Origin of the sequence: Paenibacillus paridis, assembly GCF_006345825.1 — a bacterium.
Classification (GTDB): Bacteria; Bacillota; Bacilli; order Paenibacillales; family Paenibacillaceae; genus Pristimantibacillus; species Pristimantibacillus paridis.
Map to the genome: position 1 here is coordinate 1,922,455 of NZ_VCIX01000092.1, position 17,440 is coordinate 1,939,894.

16 protein-coding genes are annotated in these 17,440 nt (G+C 44.7%); 4 read left to right on the forward strand and 12 right to left on the reverse strand.

The genetic code is table 11. The annotated features are described in order from the left end of the window. Nucleotides 1-10: 10 nt before the first annotated feature. From FJQ58_RS30455 to FJQ58_RS30475, 5 genes are all read right to left on the reverse strand, one after another. Nucleotides 11-2,125: a DUF5054 domain-containing protein gene (locus FJQ58_RS30455; RefSeq protein WP_139999358.1), complete on the reverse strand. Its 2,115-nt coding sequence runs from the start codon at nucleotides 2,123-2,125 to the stop codon at nucleotides 11-13. A gap of 49 nt (nucleotides 2,126-2,174) precedes the next feature. Beyond that, nucleotides 2,175-3,674: a Vps62-related protein gene (locus tag FJQ58_RS30460; RefSeq protein ID WP_162341863.1), complete on the reverse strand. Its 1,500-nt coding sequence runs from the start codon at nucleotides 3,672-3,674 to the stop codon at nucleotides 2,175-2,177. Between the two features lie 296 nt (nucleotides 3,675-3,970). Continuing rightward, complete coding sequence (locus FJQ58_RS30465; protein ID WP_139999362.1) at nucleotides 3,971-5,137, reverse strand: GntR family transcriptional regulator; 1,167 nt, start codon at nucleotides 5,135-5,137, stop codon at nucleotides 3,971-3,973. Between the two features lie 51 nt (nucleotides 5,138-5,188). Further along, nucleotides 5,189-6,070 carry an AraC family transcriptional regulator gene (locus FJQ58_RS30470; protein WP_139999364.1) on the reverse strand — a complete coding sequence of 294 codons (882 nt, stop codon included), beginning with the start codon at nucleotides 6,068-6,070 and terminating at the stop codon, nucleotides 5,189-5,191. 171 nt (nucleotides 6,071-6,241) lie between these two features. Beyond that, on the reverse strand, nucleotides 6,242-7,249 hold the full coding sequence (locus FJQ58_RS30475) for a zinc-dependent alcohol dehydrogenase (RefSeq protein WP_139999366.1): 1,008 nt from the start codon (nucleotides 7,247-7,249) through the stop codon (nucleotides 6,242-6,244). 404 nt (nucleotides 7,250-7,653) lie between these two features. Here FJQ58_RS30475 and FJQ58_RS30480 point away from each other — a divergent pair, with 404 nt between their 5' ends. Together FJQ58_RS30480 and FJQ58_RS30485 are read left to right on the forward strand one after the other, a co-directional pair. Then, nucleotides 7,654-8,028, forward strand: coding sequence for a DUF3992 domain-containing protein (locus FJQ58_RS30480; protein ID WP_139999368.1), 375 nt, complete (start codon nucleotides 7,654-7,656; stop codon nucleotides 8,026-8,028). A 24-nt stretch (nucleotides 8,029-8,052) separates the two neighbouring features. Further along, nucleotides 8,053-8,397 carry a DUF3992 domain-containing protein gene (locus FJQ58_RS30485; protein ID WP_139999370.1) on the forward strand — a complete coding sequence of 115 codons (345 nt, stop codon included), beginning with the start codon at nucleotides 8,053-8,055 and terminating at the stop codon, nucleotides 8,395-8,397. A 52-nt stretch (nucleotides 8,398-8,449) separates the two neighbouring features. Here the strand turns inward: FJQ58_RS30485 and FJQ58_RS33340 are convergent, their stop codons facing one another. Both FJQ58_RS33340 and FJQ58_RS30495 read right to left on the reverse strand, forming a co-directional pair. Continuing rightward, entirely contained in the window at nucleotides 8,450-9,058 is a 609-nt protein-coding gene (locus FJQ58_RS33340) for an S-Ena type endospore appendage (RefSeq protein WP_338016181.1), read from the reverse strand. Between the two features lie 152 nt (nucleotides 9,059-9,210). Further along, nucleotides 9,211-11,196 (reverse strand): collagen-like protein, encoded by a 1,986-nt coding sequence (locus FJQ58_RS30495; RefSeq protein WP_139999374.1) that lies wholly within the window; start codon nucleotides 11,194-11,196, stop codon nucleotides 9,211-9,213. Between the two features lie 344 nt (nucleotides 11,197-11,540). Between FJQ58_RS30495 and FJQ58_RS30500 the strand changes: the two genes are divergently transcribed. Both FJQ58_RS30500 and FJQ58_RS33100 read left to right on the forward strand, forming a co-directional pair. After that, complete coding sequence (locus tag FJQ58_RS30500; protein WP_139999376.1) at nucleotides 11,541-12,179, forward strand: HD domain-containing protein; 639 nt, start codon at nucleotides 11,541-11,543, stop codon at nucleotides 12,177-12,179. A gap of 522 nt (nucleotides 12,180-12,701) precedes the next feature. Then, nucleotides 12,702-12,818, forward strand: a complete 117-nt coding sequence (locus FJQ58_RS33100; RefSeq protein ID WP_206669740.1) for a YjcZ family sporulation protein — start codon at nucleotides 12,702-12,704, stop codon at nucleotides 12,816-12,818. 151 nt (nucleotides 12,819-12,969) lie between these two features. Here FJQ58_RS33100 and FJQ58_RS30510 read toward each other — a convergent pair whose 3' ends face one another. From FJQ58_RS30510 to FJQ58_RS30530, 5 genes are read right to left on the reverse strand one after another with little or no spacing between them, the layout of a single operon-like run. Then, entirely contained in the window at nucleotides 12,970-13,629 is a 660-nt protein-coding gene (locus tag FJQ58_RS30510; protein ID WP_139999378.1) for a hypothetical protein, read from the reverse strand. 36 nt (nucleotides 13,630-13,665) lie between these two features. Beyond that, nucleotides 13,666-14,388 carry an SMI1/KNR4 family protein gene (locus tag FJQ58_RS30515; RefSeq protein WP_139999380.1) on the reverse strand — a complete coding sequence of 241 codons (723 nt, stop codon included), beginning with the start codon at nucleotides 14,386-14,388 and terminating at the stop codon, nucleotides 13,666-13,668. Between the two features lie 22 nt (nucleotides 14,389-14,410). Beyond that, nucleotides 14,411-14,875 carry a hypothetical protein gene (locus FJQ58_RS30520; protein ID WP_139999382.1) on the reverse strand — a complete coding sequence of 155 codons (465 nt, stop codon included), beginning with the start codon at nucleotides 14,873-14,875 and terminating at the stop codon, nucleotides 14,411-14,413. Next, nucleotides 14,872-16,551, reverse strand: coding sequence for a DUF6138 family protein (locus tag FJQ58_RS30525; protein WP_139999384.1), 1,680 nt, complete (start codon nucleotides 16,549-16,551; stop codon nucleotides 14,872-14,874). Before FJQ58_RS30525 ends, FJQ58_RS30520 begins: the two co-directional genes overlap by 4 nt. 43 nt (nucleotides 16,552-16,594) lie before the next feature. Further along, nucleotides 16,595-17,197 (reverse strand): DUF6630 family protein, encoded by a 603-nt coding sequence (locus tag FJQ58_RS30530; RefSeq protein WP_139999386.1) that lies wholly within the window; start codon nucleotides 17,195-17,197, stop codon nucleotides 16,595-16,597. Nucleotides 17,198-17,440: the final 243 nt, after the last annotated feature.

Below are 17,440 nucleotides of genomic sequence, written 5' to 3' on the forward strand. Positions count from 1 at the left end.
ATTCAGCAGCTTACTTGATATAGGATTTCAATTGCAGCCGAAACCTGAATTTCCCATCCTCGCCATACCACATTGGAAAATTAGTGCCCCAGATGTTGTTATGCAAGTTAAATTGCCATCCGTGCTCCAGAGAAGCGAACGTGTTGTCAAACTGCAGAAGTCTCTTTTGTCCTGGTGCTGCCAATGCCGAATCAAGGCTTTGAATGACAGCTAACCCGTCTGCCCCCACATAAGAGACCCCGTAACCAAGAGCATGGAGATTCCTGTTTCCATCCTTCACCACTCGAAGCGGTGAGACGGCCTGTCCAAGCTTGTCCATCATCCAGAGATTGGGGTTATTGACTTTCAAACCGCAACCAAACCAGCTTGCTTCAGGCAGTCGGTTAGCTTCTTTCCCAAACCATTGCAACGTTATATCAATCCAGCCGGGTTGTTGAAATGTATATTTAATTTCCAATTCCTTAGGCGCCCCATAACGCTCATGCGCTTGCGCTGGCATGCGAAGCCGAATCAAATAAATATCAGATTCCGCTCCTCGATTTCTTATCATTTCCGTAGCGACAGGATGGAAAAGCTGATAACTCGGCAATGGCCTTACAAATTCAAAGCCAGGCTTATTAAAATCCGCATCCGCCCATGGATGCGTAACAGGCAGATTTTGCATATAGGACCTAAAATATCGGTCATAATCCTCTTTCCCAAAAGTCTCATACGCATATAAGCCAAAGGGATGCTCTTTCTCCACCCAGCACTTACCGTTGCGATCCTCCAGATGCATTAAAGCTCCGTTCGTATGAAAAGCAAACTGAAAATCCCCGCTCCGGTAAACTTCATTTGGACTGAAGGACTCGTATGACCCCCCATCCGTCTTCGCTGGAATTAAGAATTCCAGAGCCTGTACTGCCTGTGCTTGTTTCTCCTTCTCCAAACTAGATACCGCCTGCTTCACATATTCCCGCTGCTCCTCCCATGATCTTTCGAGCATGGAATACGTCCGGCGCCTTTGCTCTGCTGTAAATAAATCACTGGAATGCTTATCGAACTCATTCATGGCAAATGACCCGATATAGCTAAATTTGGCGGGCAGGTCATCCAGATCGATCTCATCCTTTATGCGAGCTTTATGAAATGCCGTCTTGGCATAATTCCGGAAGTCAGGCAGCCACTTCTTCACATCTAGTCCCCAGGTATGCTCGGTAACAAGCAGCATGGCATCGCTCATCTCTTTGTATTCCTTACTCTCCTTGCTCATGCTGCCATCTGCCAGCCACACCTTTCTCAATCGCATAAGCTCCCGAAGCTGGGCAAGCTTAAGCGGGTCTGTACTGGCCCCATGAATCCATGTATCTCCTATTTCCTCATAGACGATTGGCAAATGCTCGCGAACGCTCGCCAATTGGCCAGCAAATGAATCGAGGGAAGACGCTGCCACTTCAGCATTGGCATAACGCACCTGAATTTCACGAAACTGCTCACGGATTTCTTCTGCACTCGGCGGACCGCAGTTATCTCCCGTATGCGCGAACACTAAAAGCTCATCTAATCCTTCCACCACTACCGGTTCACCGTAATTCCCCGCGTAGTTCACGATGATTTCACTGCCATCCTCCGCTTGCCAGCGAAAGAGTCGCGGAACATCAGGGCGCTGCGATGCCGGATTAACGCCAAGATGCAAATATTGAATGCCGGCCGCATGCATATAGGGTACCATTGCCAGCGTATGGCCTGGGACATCGGTCATTTTCGCTGCGATGGTTTGTTTGCCAAACTCGATATCCAACTCATTGCTGATCGACAGCGCATAACGAAACAGCGCGGGGTCCATCAGCTCCGAATGCGTCGTAAACGGCAAGCCATGCCAGACGATGTACCCTTTCTGGATGGCTATCTCCATGGCTTTCCGCTTCGCACCTATGGCATCGTCTAAATACTTGCGAATAAGCCATGATCCCGTTGTCCACACAAACCTTACCTTGCCGCCTTCTGCTTCCAACTGCTCGGACAAAGCAATGGCTTTGGGTATGTATTCGTGCATATATTGTTGTATCACATGTTCCGCAAGATGAGTAAAGCCGATATCCAAATGAGTCTTAAAGATGACATGCACTTTTTTAATATTATCCATTTATGAGATATTGCCTCCGTCCTACGAAGTAATGGTGACTATTTTGTAATTAGTCCAACACGACATCATTCGTTAATGCGCCTTTTTCCTGAGGACCGGTGGGCCCGTCTGCAAATAGCGGCTGCCCAAAGAATGTACCTTGAGCAGGATTTCCAAAACGGTACACCGAACCGCTGTTTGGATTCGTGTAATCCTTGTCCAGCCAAGAGGGCCAAGCATTGCCAAGTCCATGGCCTGTCGCTAAATTCGGATAATATTGAAATGCCTGAATGTTATTCCATGTGTCCCAAGCCGTGCCTTGATTCGTCACATCCGTTAATTGGGTAACGACAAGCTCTTGGTACACATGGGTTCCCTGATCCTTCCACATGCCGTGAGAGCCGAATGCCGAATAAGCTACCGGATGAGTTTGATTAAGTTTTGTCACCTCATCCCAGTTGTAGGTTGTACCGAAGGAATGTGAACCGTAGAAAACTTGGACCGGCTTCAAATAGTTTGTGTTATGATCTACGAATTTGGCCAAACGGACAGTAACCCGCTCCCAATCGCCTACATGGTCGCCCACCTCGGTGCCCAGCACGTTTTTGCCCAAATCGTATGGCGTGAACTGAAAATAGACCATATCCACGTTGTTGTATTCCTTCTCTACCCAAAAGGCATAGATGGGTGCGTTAGCCAAGTCGCCTGAAAAGTAAGGAAGCTTAAGCGTATAGGGATCAAGCGTCGTCTTCGTCTTAAACTCGTATTTGCCAGAGTTCGGATTCAAATAACGATCCACATACGGGAACGTAAATTCCACGGAAGAAGGAAAATAAGCTTCCCCCTGTGCAAACCAAATTTTCGGGGCGAATGTCTCCAGCAATTGTCTCTTAGAAATATCGCTATATGCATTGTTGGGAACAGCGACGCTAGTTGCGTCCAGTGGGGATATGGTCTCTACCTTCAAACTTGACACACTATCATTAAAATCAAAAATGAATATCGCATCGGCAGTCAATACTTTGGATGCTCCACCAAAATTATAATCTTTGTATAGGGTGACCTTATAGCCGGGAGCAATTCGAAGAGAAGAAATTTGATCGTTCCCCACGCCAGATTGCAGCACGTCTACATTAAAGTTCCCTACTCCAAATGCCTGCTCAATTCCTCCATAAGGTGAATTGGCATATGCGGTTACTGGCAAATGAGCAGCACCAATAATTTCAACCTTTAAACTGGAGGTCTTGTCGTTAAAATCATCCAGCCATGCCGCGTCAGCCGTTATAATCTTGGAATCACCTGAGAAATTGTAGTCCTTGTAGAGAGTTACCCGGTAACCTGAGGCTACTTTGATGGAGGAAAGCGTATCATTGCCTATGCCTGCCTTTAACTCATTTACATTATAAAATCCTGCCGAGAGCTCCTGTGAAGCGCCTGTAAAATTACCGTCCTTGTATAGGATGACAGGCGCTCCTGCATCTGCGTACACTTGCTTGGAAACCGGAATCGTGAATGAAGTGGACAACATCGCTAGTAGACAAACAAGAATCCATCCTTTGATTTTTTTCATAAACATCCTGCTCCTCTTATTTTATTCTGTTCTTCTGACAAACCGGTGCAGCGTGCTTTTTATGCATGTCCTTTCTTACACAGCCATTGATAGCGCTTACACTTATCATCCTCCTTTTGCATAAAAATGTAAGTTGCATACATTAAGACTAATGTATGTCATTGACATATACAATCCGTTAAAAAATAAATAATTTAAGGGCCAATATGCAAAAGGATGGTATGTCACTGACCTATTTTATACAAAAAAAGCTTTTGGACCGTTTAAATGGCGGCCGCGAAAGCTTCACGTTGATTCTATGATTTTGATTCCACCCTGCTGCATAGCGTATGTACAGAGCTGCGCTCTACAATCATTGTATTCACTTTAATTGTAATCGCGCCTTCTCTGGATTTTTCAATTCTTTTCAATAAAAGGTTAACGGCTGCTTGTCCTAATTGTTCTGTTGTTTGCCTTGCCGTGGTCAACGGAACGGGTAACAAACTGGACAATTGAATATCGGAAAACCCGATGATCGAAAGCTGCTCGGGTATGGCTAGGCCCATATGCAAGGCTGTATAGAGGCATGAAGTCGCTAGATAGTCATCTGCGCAGACCACAGCAGTTATCGAAGAATGGTTTGATATATACGCTTGGAGTTGGGGATGGGGAGCATTCAGATTATTCATGTACTCCTCATTGCAATGGAGAAGAATATTGGGGTTGCTAATGGACAAACCATGATCAAGCATCGCCTGCACATAACCTTTATAACGATCCTCCCTGCTAGTCACCCCGTCAAATGGCATGGATAGATAACCGATTTCGCTATGGCCTTTGTTAATTAAATACTGCACGAGATTGTAGGTCCCCTGATAATGATCGTGATACACGCAATCAAGACTGACTTCACGAAAAATTCGGTCAATAATAACTAAAGGATAATGCAGCAGATTCAGCTCAAGTACCTTTTCGCTGCATTTCGTTCTTCCTCGCGGATACAGGATGATACCGTCCACCCCATCCTCATAGAGCTCTCGGAGGCACTCGTTCTCATCTTCTTTATTCAGAGATATGCGAATAAGCAATTGACAATCCGATTTCCTGGCTTCCGTTTCTGCAGAAGCCATAATTCTAGCCGTATAGTCATCCATGTTGGGAAAGACCATGGCTATTCTTTTCTTCTTTAATTTTTTCTCAGGCCGATTGCTGTTTTTTTCTGCTGCATTTGAACGGCTTGTTTCATTGTCGGATAAGAACGTCCCTCTTCGCGACATTCGATAGACAATGCCTTCTTTCTCCAGCATTTGCAAAGCTAGCTTAGCAGTCATCCGACTGACAGCATAAAGCTTGGCAAGCTCGCCCTCCGAGGGGACAGGATCATGCGGCTTCAGGTTCCTTTGGACGATCTCGTTTCTGACCTTCTCTGCTGTTTGTTTATACAGTAACGGTTTCTGTCCTCTATGATGATGGTTAACTTTCATCCGAGCATTCCTCCTGCTATTGAATACTAGAGTGACGCCGATTCTGCTGTTCTAGCTCGGATTGTTTCTTTGTGACATGGCATATTTACTAGGAACAATGCCCTCTGCTTGTTTAAATAGCCTGCTGAACAAATGAATACTGGAAAAACCAACTTCATCCGCGATTTCCGTTAGGGTCTGATTCGCTTGGATTATTCTTTTTTTGGCATGCTCGATCCTGATATGGGTTACATATTTATGAATGGAGATGCCTAGCTGCGTCTTAAATAAGTAAGACAAATGATTCGTAGACACGCCAACATGGCTGCTAATGACGGCATTATCCATTTCTGGATCATGATAACGTTCATTCACGTACTTCATTGCCTTTTCAATAAATATCCAGCCTTTTGTCATCTTTCCTTCTTCCTTTTTGCGAACGGTCTGACTAGTAAGAAACAAATACAATAATTCCAAACAAATGGATTTCAGCAGCAGGCTGCTTCCATGCTTCCGGTCAGTGTAGGCATTATACATAGTTAGAAATCTTTTCTTAAAAATGATTTGATCGGACAGCTGCAAATGGACTAATGGATATACCGATGCCAATCTCATTTCCTGAGTATCTTTTTTTTCTGGAAGCATAGTGGATGCGCTTTCATGCTTTAAAGTGCTTCGCTGCTCATCATAATAAAGATCAAAATGAAAAATATATTGGATTAATGGTGCAGACGTTGTTGATTTTATAATATGGGACATATAGGGATGCATTAACAGCACATCGCCTTCTTTAACCAAATATTTAATTCCGCTTAAGAAAAACTCTGCTTCTCCTTGCTCAATGTAGGTATACACATAATCATAATCCATCCATTCTCCGCTTAATGAGTGGGATTTCATAATCTTCGCAACCCTCACGAATGGCGATATGCCATTCAACCAAGGCTCATCCATTAGCTTCCTCCTGATTGCTGCTCGGCTTCGCATGCCAGATGGGCTGCAGCCCTAATAATTTCCCTTTAATTATAGCCCAAGCCTCATCCTGGATGCTATTCAAAAAAAAGAGAAGGCTTAGAGCTTTGGTCGTTTGCCTAGTCGCAAACTCCCTCGCTCAGCCTTCTTTAACTAGGACCAATTAAACAATACGCCGTTATACTGATCTTTATTTAATCTAAGGCCCTCATAAGCCTCTCTTGCTTGTTCAGGTTTAATCACATGACTGATAAGCGGCTCGATATGAAGCCTCTTCTGCTTCATAAGCTCAAATACAATTTTGGAGTTTCGAACCAAAGAATGTTTAACAAATTCAGCAGGATGGGTTGGGAAGCGCCATTCATGTGCCCCTTTAAATGTAATACACCCCCTGTTGTAGAGATGACAATAGTTTAAAATGTCGGTTACATCCGCATTGTACTCTCCGCGCGGGCTGCCCAGAAATATAATTTCACCTAGTTTAGCAATCCATGCAAGGCTATCGACGCCAACCTTGGCTACTCCTGTAGCTTCGATATGAGTAGAGACGCCTTTGCCATCGGTTAAGCGAAGGATCTGTTCCTTTATATCCCCTTCCCCGCCATTTAACGTAAAATCCAAGCCGCAGCTCGCTGCAGTTTGAATCCGCTCCTGTGATAAATCTACACCTATCACTGTCGCACCTTGCAATCTCGCTAATTGTGCTGCCATATTTCCTACGAGTCCTAATCCGGTAATGCTTACTGCATCGCCAATTTCAATAGTAGAGACGCGTACAGAAGTAAAGGCAACGGTTGCCATACGGGTAAACGGCACCCACCTCGCATCTATATCCTCTGGCAGCTTTATGAGAAGCTGATCGGCGGCCACAACCTGGTATTCCGAATGGCTGCCATAATGAAATACGAGATCTCCGGGTTTGAATTCCGTAACTCCGTCACCGGTTTCCAATACTCTGCTTACGCTTGAGTAACCGGGGCAAATCGGCAGCTTAGCCCATGCTTCTTTTCCTGAAAGCATAGCGAGTTCAGTTCCAGGACTAATCAGTGAATACACAAGTTGCACAAATAGCTCATGCTCACCCAACTTGCCTGGAATATAGTCCTCCTCTATAGTTTCAACTTCCAGCGGACTCATAAACATTATTTTTCTATTTTTCATCACATACACTCCCTCGGCGTTTGCTTTCACACTAAATGTAAAACTTTTCGCCACGGAAGTCTTTGATAGCAATAACGATTTTTTGTCTAAAACACCGAAAATAGGTGCTGTCCTTTTCTTTTGAATATCTTATATTGACCATTTCCAATAGGCTGATAGACTTTTGTGCATAATTTAATACTTGCTCTGCGGACTCCTTTTAAAGCGTGGCCTAACACCGTTAAAGGAGAAATATTCTTTTCACACCCCTTTAATTCAAAAAACATATTACCAAATGGTTCTAGGTATCTTTCCTGTTAGGCCTTTGATTAAAGTTAATTAAGGCATAGTAAGGCAAATGTCCAAGCAAGCAGGTTATTGCCTGCATTTAATAGTTAGAAATTATAATTAGGAGGGATTAAGCAATGGCTTGCAATAACACTGCAACTGCTTTAACCTGTTGCGCTGATAAGGATTATGTGCAAGATAAAGTATGTACGCCGTGGAGTGGGACAGTTGTCGCGGCCGATGTCCTAGTTGTTGTGTTCACCAATAATATTAATCAAAATATCGTAGGTACCGGATATCTGCAATTCGATATTGGACCAGATGATATTACGTTTGATTTTCTTGATAGTACAGGAGCGCCTATTAATCCAACTCCCTTTACCCTTACTCCGGGCACAAGCCTTGCCTTTACGTACCGGCGTTTTAGCGCCATCCAAATCACATTGCCTGCTGCGTCTCCAGGAACCTACCAAGGCGAGTTTTGTATTACAACCCGTTACCCTGTCCAATAAAAAATAAAGGAGGGATAAAGTTACATGTGTAATTCAAATCTATCGACTCTTAGCTGTTGCTCGGATAAAGTCGTAGTACAAGATAAGGTTTGTATAAACTGGGCTTTGGCGGCAGCAGGAACACAAACCATTTATACGGATAATATATCCCAAACTATAAACGGAACAGGATATGTTAAAGCAGAAACGGGTACGGGTACAGTAACCGTAAACTTTTTCCGAACAGGCGTTGTCGCAGCTATACAAACGATCGTTGTTCCTGCAGGGGGAAGCACATCGTTTACAGTATCTCGATTTAATACAATTTCCTTAACCACAACCGCAGCGGCGCAAGGAGAATTTTGTATTACTGTCCGGTATGCCCTATAATAGTCAAAAAAATATTCGGTGGTTCAGTCAGGCAACTGACGAACCACCTTTTTTATTGTTCAATAGCAGACGCGGGATGATCCGGTAGATGTAGCGTAATCGATATAACGTATTTCCCTTCTACATACGCATGCTCATTGCCTTTTGCGGATACCTTAACCGTTTTGATGCCGTGACCAATAAAATTGATGGTATTGCCTGGCGGGACCATCATATATTTGATTTGATCACCATCAATTTCCACTTCAATGGCCTCTGTGCTGGAAGAGAAAGAATAAATGGTAATTTGTACGACACTAATTTTGGAATCAACATCGTTTTCCCAAATTTGAAAGGCTGGCTGTCCGCCTTGAATTAATAAGTTACCGCAGCATTCCTTCTCCACCGGAATATTCGGCTTTACCGGATCTATCGGATCTATACAACATGGCACAGGAATTGGAATGGGACAAGGTCTTGGCTTTTTCCTGTGGCAGCGCTTGGGCGGGCAAGGAAAAATGGGAAAGCATCGCTTTCGTCGCAGCCTCTTTTTGCAGCGTTTTTTTCTTGTTTTACATTTCCTTGGTTTAAGGCACTGCGAATTGCAAGAGGGATTTACTTTGAGAACGATCATTGCTGCGAATATTGTTTTTTTTTTAACGCATCTTTTCCTTTTCAGCATTCTCCCCCCTCTTCAAAAGCTTTTTCAACTCCTTCCTTATATTAAATGTATTTTTTCGGAACATGGTCCTACTTTATCTAGAATTATTTCAAATAAGGTTATATGCCTATTAAAGTGATCATTCACGGTACACTGGGATTTTGTGAAATCATTTACGTGATTTCATGCATGGACCAAACGACCCCATTAGAGGCACCATTTCCTACGTTTAACGCAACGGTCAGTCCATTGGCATTATAAAACAGACCAACGACATCACCTGCATTTAGCGTAACCTCTCCAGCTAAAGTGACATTTCCTGTCCCAAGAACGGCACGCAGTGTTAACAATAATACAATACTGACATTCAAAATGGGCAATAGCCCGGCAACTAAACTCGTAGCAGTGGGCGAAGTTCTCTGGACAACAAAGAAGGGGTTAATGCCAGCTCCCAGAACAGCGCTTATCGCGGCTGTCGTCGTATAATTTATCGTTGCCAAGATCGTATACCTTCCAGTCACGGGGATCACATAATTGCCCGTCACCGGATTAAAATTTGCGTTTCCATAATAAGGGCTCGCTACAGACCAGTTTGTCAATTGACCACTAGCTGATATCGTTACGGAAGACAGAAAAGCCGAGAACCCTTCGGTAGCAAAGTTCGGACCTGTTGCTCCTGTCGCCCCCGTGGCACCTGTTGCCCCTGTCGCTCCTGTTGCTCCCGTTGCTCCGGTCTGACCTGTTGCCCCTGTCGCTCCCGTTTGCCCCGTTGCTCCCGTTGCTCCGGTCTGACCTGTTGCTCCTGTTGCTCCTGTCGCTCCTGTCACACCTGTCGTGCCCGTTGCTCCTGTTACTCCTGTCACACCTGTCGTGCCCGTTGTTCCTGTTACTCCTGTCGTCCCTGTCTCCCCAGTTACTCCTGTTGCTCCTGTCGCCCCCGTGGCACCTGTTGCTCCTGTTGCTCCAGTCTGTCCTGTTGCCCCTGTCGCTCCCGTTTGCCCCGTTGCTCCCGTTGCTCCGGTCTGACCTGTTGCGCCTGTCCCCCCTGTCGCACCAGTCGCTCCTGTGGCCCCCGTTATTCCTGTCACTCCTGTCACACCTGTCGTTCCTGTATCCCCAGTTACTCCTGTTGCTCCAGTCTGTCCTGTTGCCCCCGTTGCACCTGTCGCTCCCGTTTGCCCCGTCGCTCCTGTTGCTCCAGTCTGCCCTGTTGCCCCTGTCGCTCCCGTTTGCCCCGTTGCTCCTGTTACTCCTGTGGCTCCTGTGGCTCCTGTGGCTCCTGTGGCTCCTGTCTCCCCAGTTACTCCAGTTGCTCCTGTAGCTCCGGTCTGACCCGTCACCCCTGTTGCTCCTGTTGCTCCCGTGGCACCAGTCGCTCCTGTTGCCCCCGTTATTCCTGTCGTTCCTGTCGCTCCTGTCTGACCTGCTGCTCCAGTGGCACCAGTCGCTCCTGTCGCTCCTGTCTCCCCTGTCGCTCCTGTCGCCCCCGTTGCTCCTGTGGTTCCTGTCGCTCCTGTCTGACCTGCTGCTCCAGTGGCACCAGTCGCTCCTGTCGCTCCTGTCTCCCCTGTCGCTCCTGTCGCCCCCGTTGCTCCTGTGGTTCCTGTCGCTCCTGTCTGACCTGCTGCTCCAGTGGCACCAGTCGCTCCTGTCGCTCCTGTCTCCCCTGTCGCTCCTGTCGCCCCCGTTGCTCCTGTGGTTCCTGTCGCTCCTGTCTGACCTGCTGCTCCAGTGGCACCAGTCGCTCCTGTCGCTCCTGTCTCCCCTGTCGCTCCTGTCGCCCCCGTTGCTCCTGTTGCTCCTGTTGCTCCTGTTGCTCCCGTCGCCCCTGTTGCTCCCGTGGCACCAGTCGCTCCTGTGGCCCCCGTTATTCCTGTCGCACCTGTGGCCCCATTTGCTCCTGTCTGCCCCGTTGCCCCCGTTGCTCCGGTCTCCCCAGTTGCCCCTGTCGTTCCTGTCTCCCCCGTCGCTCCTGTAGCTCCAGTTGCACCTGTAGCTCCAGTAACCCCTGTTTTAGGGCGAGTACCGTTGCAGCTTAATGAGCCTGAACAGGAGCAGTTGCTCGATGAGCATTTACCGGATGAACAGCTAAGTGACGAGCTATGATGAAATGGAGATTCCAATATAGGTCTATTAAATATCAGTCCATTATCAAACATGTATATTATCCTCTCATAAAAACTGACCTTATTGACAGCGTTACTGTCTCATCTCTAATAAGCCCTTAAACGAATAAGGCTGTCGCGCTCTCCTAACCACGAAGTAGATATTCCCTCTATTTGTTCTCTCTACTACTATTAAATGAAATTCCTTGCTCTTTTGATTGTACTTAAGCCTTACTGAATGCAGTTTTGGTTCATTAAAACCCATGCTTCATAAATCATAATTTTCATCTATCATTATTATAGAAACTACGTTATTTACTAATGATTATGTTTCAATTATAGTGGGTTACAGCAACATATTGTCCTGCAGGGCACATAAAACTAGAGGAGGAACAACGTTGGCACAACGTATCGCAAACATTATCATTCCTGACAGCAAACTCGCTATCGGCGCAGCAGAGCTGCTTCGTGAGCACGGTGACTCACTCTTATGGAACCATTCACATCGTGTATTTTTATTTGGTGCTCTCCAGGGTGAGAGGAATAAGATCAAGTATGATGCTGAATTGCTTTATATCAGCGCTTTATTTCATGATTTGGGCTTGACTAAACAATATAGCAGTCCTGACAAACGCTTTGAGGTTGATGGAGCTAACGCTGCAAGAGACTATCTACGACAAAATGGCGTGCCTGAAGCATCTGCAAGTCTCGTCTGGGACGCTATTGCTCTTCATACTACAATTGGAATAGCACAATACAAAGAACCGGAGGTAGCACTCATTTATTCAGGAGTAGGCTATGACGTCATGGGCGAAAATTTCGAGAGCATTACTGAAGATGTTCGTCATACGGTAGTTAGCTCATTCCCTCGAAATAATTTTAAGAACAAAATATTGCCTGCCTTCCTCGAAGGCTTCAAGCATAAGCCTGAAACCACATTCGGCAACATAAAAGCTGACGTTTGCGCCAGATTGCTCCCTGATTTCAAACCAACCAACTTCTGCGATTGCGTACTCCATTCTCCTTGGAAAGATTAACAAACATGGATTCATAAAAAAAGACAAGCAGCCCTTGACCTTCCGGTAGGGCTGCTTGTCTTTTCTCTATCGCACATCCACATCAGAATTATCCATCCTAGGATCATAAATAAAGTGGGTAAACAACAATTATCAAATGTCTACGGTACAAACATCCAATCACGCCCCCCCGTTCATGCATAAGCTACATCGTAGTCAAAATGCTTGGAGGTGAATGTCTAATGTCAGGATTCGTTGGTGGTGCTAACAACAGTATTGGTTTCATTCTGGTACTGTTCATCTTATTGGTCATTATCTCTTGCAGCTGCGGTATTTTCGGTGGCGGTTACTAATAACCGGCAAATGAAGGTTTTCAAATAGTCTGTTCCAATGTTCAGGCTGCAGAATAACCCTAAATACTCTCCAAAGGATAATCCTGCCTTTATAGCTGATTAAAGTCTCAATAAAGTGACGAACTATTTTTTGGCTAATCCATTGAAATTTCGAATAAATGAAATCTATACGTAAGGAGGTTGAATGGAAATGTCCGGTTTTGTAGGTGGTGCGTTTACGAACACTGGTACCATTCTGGTGCTTTTCATTTTATTGGTGATTATCGCTTGTAGCTGTGGAATTTTCGGCGGCGGCTGTGGTTACTAAATAATAAACCAAATCTCCTAAAAACACTCAAGCAGCTTCTCCACAGGAATCACACAAAAAGGCCCATACTTTGGGCCTTTTTGTTATGTGCAGCTTCGAAATGACCTCCGATTTCCAGGAAAAAGGGTCGATGACCGAGGCAGCCTAAGATTCATTTAAAATAATAATACAAATTCCCTTCATACTGATGGTCCAAATTCTGTTTGCTGTCAAAATAAACCTGCAAGCTGTCATCCGAAAAATAATCAAATTCGTCGTAACTCTTAACCGCACGATTGAGTTCGGCTTTCAACTCTTCGCAGTTTCCGTTGGCCTTGTTGTGCTTGACATCCGCATTCGTTAAATAAAAGACGTTTATGCTGGGGAACCTTCCAATGATATCCCATAGATTTTGGCTGTGAAACTTAGCTGCAAGATTGTCATGATGGTCATGAAGCATCTGTTTAACAGCCCGCTCCCCTGCTTCGAACTCAAAATCGGTGTAACAAATAAACAGATCATCAATAGGAAAGGAAATCTTAAGTCCCGATTCCCTAACAATTTCTTTGAAATGCAGGCGGATGGCCTCGCGGTATTTTTGATTGTAGCTATAGCTATTTTTTCTGTCATGCATTTTGTTGTACTGTTTGGTTGTATTCAATATAAGATTTAATTTCGGTGTATGCTCAGCGTCATCTAAAATATAATTCAGCATTTCCACTTGATATTTCATCTTCATGAAATCCGCCAGCTGATTAAATGCCGGCTCTAGCGTTGAACCGCTGCGCTTCAACTTGCAGGTTTGCGCATATGCCTCGGAATCAAGAAACACGGATTCACCCTCTTCCCAAATAACATTAGCGTTCCGTTATTCCCAAATTTCACAATGGTTTTGCAAAAGAAAAGATGAGATCTCCTCAAACAAGTCCTGTTGCTCTGCTTCGTATTGAACTGCAATTTCTCGGCCATTCGCATAATTTAAACGCAAAAAGCCGCCAAGAGAGTGGATAAACAGCTTACAAGTATATTCGTTTTCTATAAGCAAGTCGGGCTTGTAGCGTTCCTTGCACTGCTTGCCTAAATCTGATAAAGCAGGGTATTCTGCGCTCGGTGTAAAACGAAAAAAGACATGATTTCTCGAATCATTCCAAGGTTCAAAATAAGAAGATTCCGGATTTGAATTCCCATACGCTCCCTGAAAGATACGGTCCAAAGTTTCCGTATAGTCACCATCGCCGGATAGCTTTACTGTAATTTCCTCAGAATGCCTGGGCAGCCAAACGATACCTTCGACATTCGGATGAACAGCCAGAAAATCGCCATCAATCGTTGTGCCGATCGACACGCATTCCTTAATCTGCGGCTGTGTAATGGGACTGAATTCATCATGCTCCCACAAATCATATTCTGCAAAGGGCTGCATCACTCCCGCGTCTGGAAGCTGCACGTTTAACCATCCCCGGTAAGTTCCCTGTCCATATTGACTAAGAAAACGGATATAAGCCTCCGGAAGCTTAACATGCGTTTCTTTCTCGACTTGTTCCAACTGCTCCAACGGTATGGGAATCATTTTTGGAGATGAAATATACATCAGCGGATCTCCCTCCCTTCGTTCAAAATTCTTTTTTATACATCTTCTGAACACCTGGCAGCAAAGCAACGACAAGGATAACGATTGCTAATGCCATATAAATGAAATGGATGACGACAAACCGATCAATAATTAACACTTGTACGGTAATCCATAAGATTAAAGAGATTCCCGAGTACAGCGTAAACGTCCAAGACCAATGCATATCGGCAAATAAATTGCATTTTTCAGCAGAAGACCATGCCCATTGCTTATATAATCCCCAAGCGATGATTAAGGGCATAACTCCAAATATGGTTACTAAGATCAAGCCCGGTATGAGATAATTGCTAAACCAAGAATGCTCGATCAGGGATAGCGGCATATCCATCAATTCGCCACTCGGATCTATGATCAGAAAAGACCCGCCAAACAACGCGCCGACAGCTAAAAATAGCTGAAGATCAATTAAAAGGTTGGAGTGTTTCTTTGTATTTGATTGGTTCATCTAGCAGCATGAAGCAAAAGCTGTGTTAGCCTTTCATGCTTCTCTCCTTTGGCTTTGGCTATAGCAGCTTCGAGCTTGGCTGAACCACCCCAAATGGTGTAAATGAGATGCTCCACTTGATGCCGCTGCAAATCAGCCATTTCATGTAACAACTGCGGTAAAATACTTTCTTCCTCCATTTGCTTTTGAACCTTCAGCTTAATCGTGTCAGTGCAATGCAGTAAACAAACGACAATAGTTGAGAGCACCTGTTCCGTAAAGTCGTATTTTTCGGTAAACGCTGCCGTAAAACCATTTTGAACAGACTGATGCTCGATGTCCACGATTTTCATATAATCTTTAACCAAGGGGAAATAGACCTGATCTGCCAACCCAAGGCCAAAAACGGCAAACGTACCCGGCATGCAGCATTTCTCGCCTTCTGCATCCTCATACCACTCAAATTCTTGCATAGCTGCCCGTGCATATTGCTCTAACAGCGGTCTCAGCTTCGCATATTCTAAAGCGTTAGCAAAGAAACGATGAGTGCCCGTCTTTGCCAAGCCTTTGATCGGTAGAAACTGCTTCTCACTCGATTTTAGCTTAATTTGGTAACTTGCAGGAAAGCCATGTTCTAATAAATGGATCATGAAACGAAGCGCTTGAGCGTAACTCTCCTCTGTTTCCTTTCGTAACACGATCGTTATCGTAGAAAAAATATCGTTTGCTTTGCATTCTACAAACTCATCTTTATAATAAATCTCGTCTTTAGCAAAGGTGCCGCTACCTTCCTTCTTTAGGAGAGAAGCTTTTTCGCTACCAAGCTCTTCTGCTCGATTCAGGAACTCAATTCCCGTGTTTTTGCTGTAGGCCGGCTCATATTTAATTATGGCTATCGCCGCATATAATAGGAGATCTACGGTAGAATGATCAAGCTCTTCAGAAATGCCAGCGTTTTTTCTGATATAGGTTCTGGAATGCCACTTTTGTTCCTGTATCGTATAATAACGAGGAAGAAATTGATCCTCCGCCCAGTTCTGCAGAGAACGAATGATATAACTACGATGCTCCTCCAGTTGGGACTTGTTTACTTTGTTGAGTTCAAGCACTTTATCGAAGAGACCGATTACACGCTGCGAATCAAGCTCGGGAAATAGTTCTTGATCCAATAGATGCTTAGAGAGAAAAAATGTCTCTAAAGGCTTGGTAGGCTTCTGGCCCTGATCGAGACATATCTTTAAATAATTCGCTATTCTCTCCAATAGCAGCTGCTTCTTCTCCTCATTTATGTATGTTACTAACGGAGTTTTCACCTCGCCGCCCTGGGCTCGAAACTTGCCCCAAAAGACAAACTTGTAATCAATTAATGTGGTTGGCTGCAATGCATCGAGCTCCTGCTTCACAAAACCGGCAAGCTGAGGCTTAATGAATTCATGGATCATTTCCTCAGTCCATGATTCGGCCGGCTGTCCGTAAGTTCGTTTAGCCGACGGTTCCATAAAATCAAGATCAGAATCATAGATGCTTATATCGCCATTCTTATATTCCAACAAGGCATAATCATGAACGCCGACCTGCAGCTTTGTTCGACCGACAATATGATTCGTATCCTTCTGGCCAAGAAGATCAAACCATTTGCTTATTTCCGCTTTTATCTCATTCATCAAATTTTCAGTTGATCCGAGTGCCGTCTCCATGGTTTAACCGCCTTTCATTTCAGCATTATTCAACTGCACCTACTTAAGAGCTGACAAAATGGTCAACGATTCGATAACCAGCCTTGGAAGCTAAGCGTTTGAGCTCGACCAGTTCCTCAAATGGCACGGTAATCAGAACGTAAGAATCACTCAAGATATCTACGCTTGCAAGAGCAATTTCGTAAGGCTTGAGCTTATTTTTCATGATTTCCAGTGCTTCCGCGGTAGGTAAGTCTTCCATAAAATCGAATTCGGACCAATCCATATCTTGCGGCAGGAGCTGCTTGCGTGCTATTAATTTTCTAATCGTGTACAAAACGATAGTGCTCTCTGTTTTCCAGTCAAACTCTTCCGCCATACGCTCTTCTATTAGCGCATCTACCATTGCAATCCACGAAAGCTCTTTAAACGGCACGCTTATTCCGCGATCGTCAAGCCGATCCTGCCATTTCTCGCAATATGCGTGTGGTGTCAGCAGTGATTCGTTTACTTCAAGAACAACGTCTTCATTATCTAATGATAATTGGCGACTGAGCATAAGCAGCGCTTCGCGGCGTTCCTCTTCGTTCTCATATTGTCCATCGCTTGAATCAAGAGGCTCATCCTTGCTTAACCTCTTTTTCCGAAAAAAATCAAATATCCCCATCCGATCATGCCTCCAGTTTAATAGCTATTTATGGCCTTTGTTCTATGGTTTAAGGTAATCTACCGTTTCATTTTTAGTTAAAAATATGCAAAAAGGCACCCTGTGTGGGTGCCTGCGTCAATTCACAGCGATGGAACGCTTATTGTTCCCACGTTTAAAAACCTTTTCTAAATTTTATCCCATCGGTTTCCATATGGCAATAAGCCTTATGATGGGTTTAATTTATCATTTTAAAAGCGGTAT

Bases quoted from the DNA above. Each gene is read 5' to 3' on its own strand.
- FJQ58_RS30455 (WP_139999358.1), bottom strand. From the start codon at position 2,125: ATGGATAATATTAAAAAAGTGCATGTCATCTTTAAGACTCATTTGGAT.
- FJQ58_RS30460 (WP_162341863.1), bottom strand. From the start codon at position 3,674: ATGAAAAAAATCAAAGGATGGATTCTTGTTTGTCTACTAGCGATGTTG.
- FJQ58_RS30465 (WP_139999362.1), bottom strand. From the start codon at position 5,137: ATGAAAGTTAACCATCATCATAGAGGACAGAAACCGTTACTGTATAAA.
- FJQ58_RS30470 (WP_139999364.1), bottom strand. From the start codon at position 6,070: ATGGATGAGCCTTGGTTGAATGGCATATCGCCATTCGTGAGGGTTGCG.
- FJQ58_RS30475 (WP_139999366.1), bottom strand. From the start codon at position 7,249: ATGAAAAATAGAAAAATAATGTTTATGAGTCCGCTGGAAGTTGAAACT.
- FJQ58_RS30480 (WP_139999368.1), top strand. From the start codon at position 7,654: ATGGCTTGCAATAACACTGCAACTGCTTTAACCTGTTGCGCTGATAAG.
- FJQ58_RS30485 (WP_139999370.1), top strand. From the start codon at position 8,053: ATGTGTAATTCAAATCTATCGACTCTTAGCTGTTGCTCGGATAAAGTC.
- FJQ58_RS33340 (WP_338016181.1), bottom strand. From the start codon at position 9,058: ATGCTGAAAAGGAAAAGATGCGTTAAAAAAAAAACAATATTCGCAGCA.
- FJQ58_RS30495 (WP_139999374.1), bottom strand. From the start codon at position 11,196: ATGTTTGATAATGGACTGATATTTAATAGACCTATATTGGAATCTCCA.
- FJQ58_RS33100 (WP_206669740.1), top strand. From the start codon at position 12,702: ATGTCCGGTTTTGTAGGTGGTGCGTTTACGAACACTGGTACCATTCTG.
- FJQ58_RS30515 (WP_139999380.1), bottom strand. From the start codon at position 14,388: ATGTATATTTCATCTCCAAAAATGATTCCCATACCGTTGGAGCAGTTG.
- FJQ58_RS30520 (WP_139999382.1), bottom strand. From the start codon at position 14,875: ATGAACCAATCAAATACAAAGAAACACTCCAACCTTTTAATTGATCTT.
- FJQ58_RS30525 (WP_139999384.1), bottom strand. From the start codon at position 16,551: ATGGAGACGGCACTCGGATCAACTGAAAATTTGATGAATGAGATAAAA.
- FJQ58_RS30530 (WP_139999386.1), bottom strand. From the start codon at position 17,197: ATGGGGATATTTGATTTTTTTCGGAAAAAGAGGTTAAGCAAGGATGAG.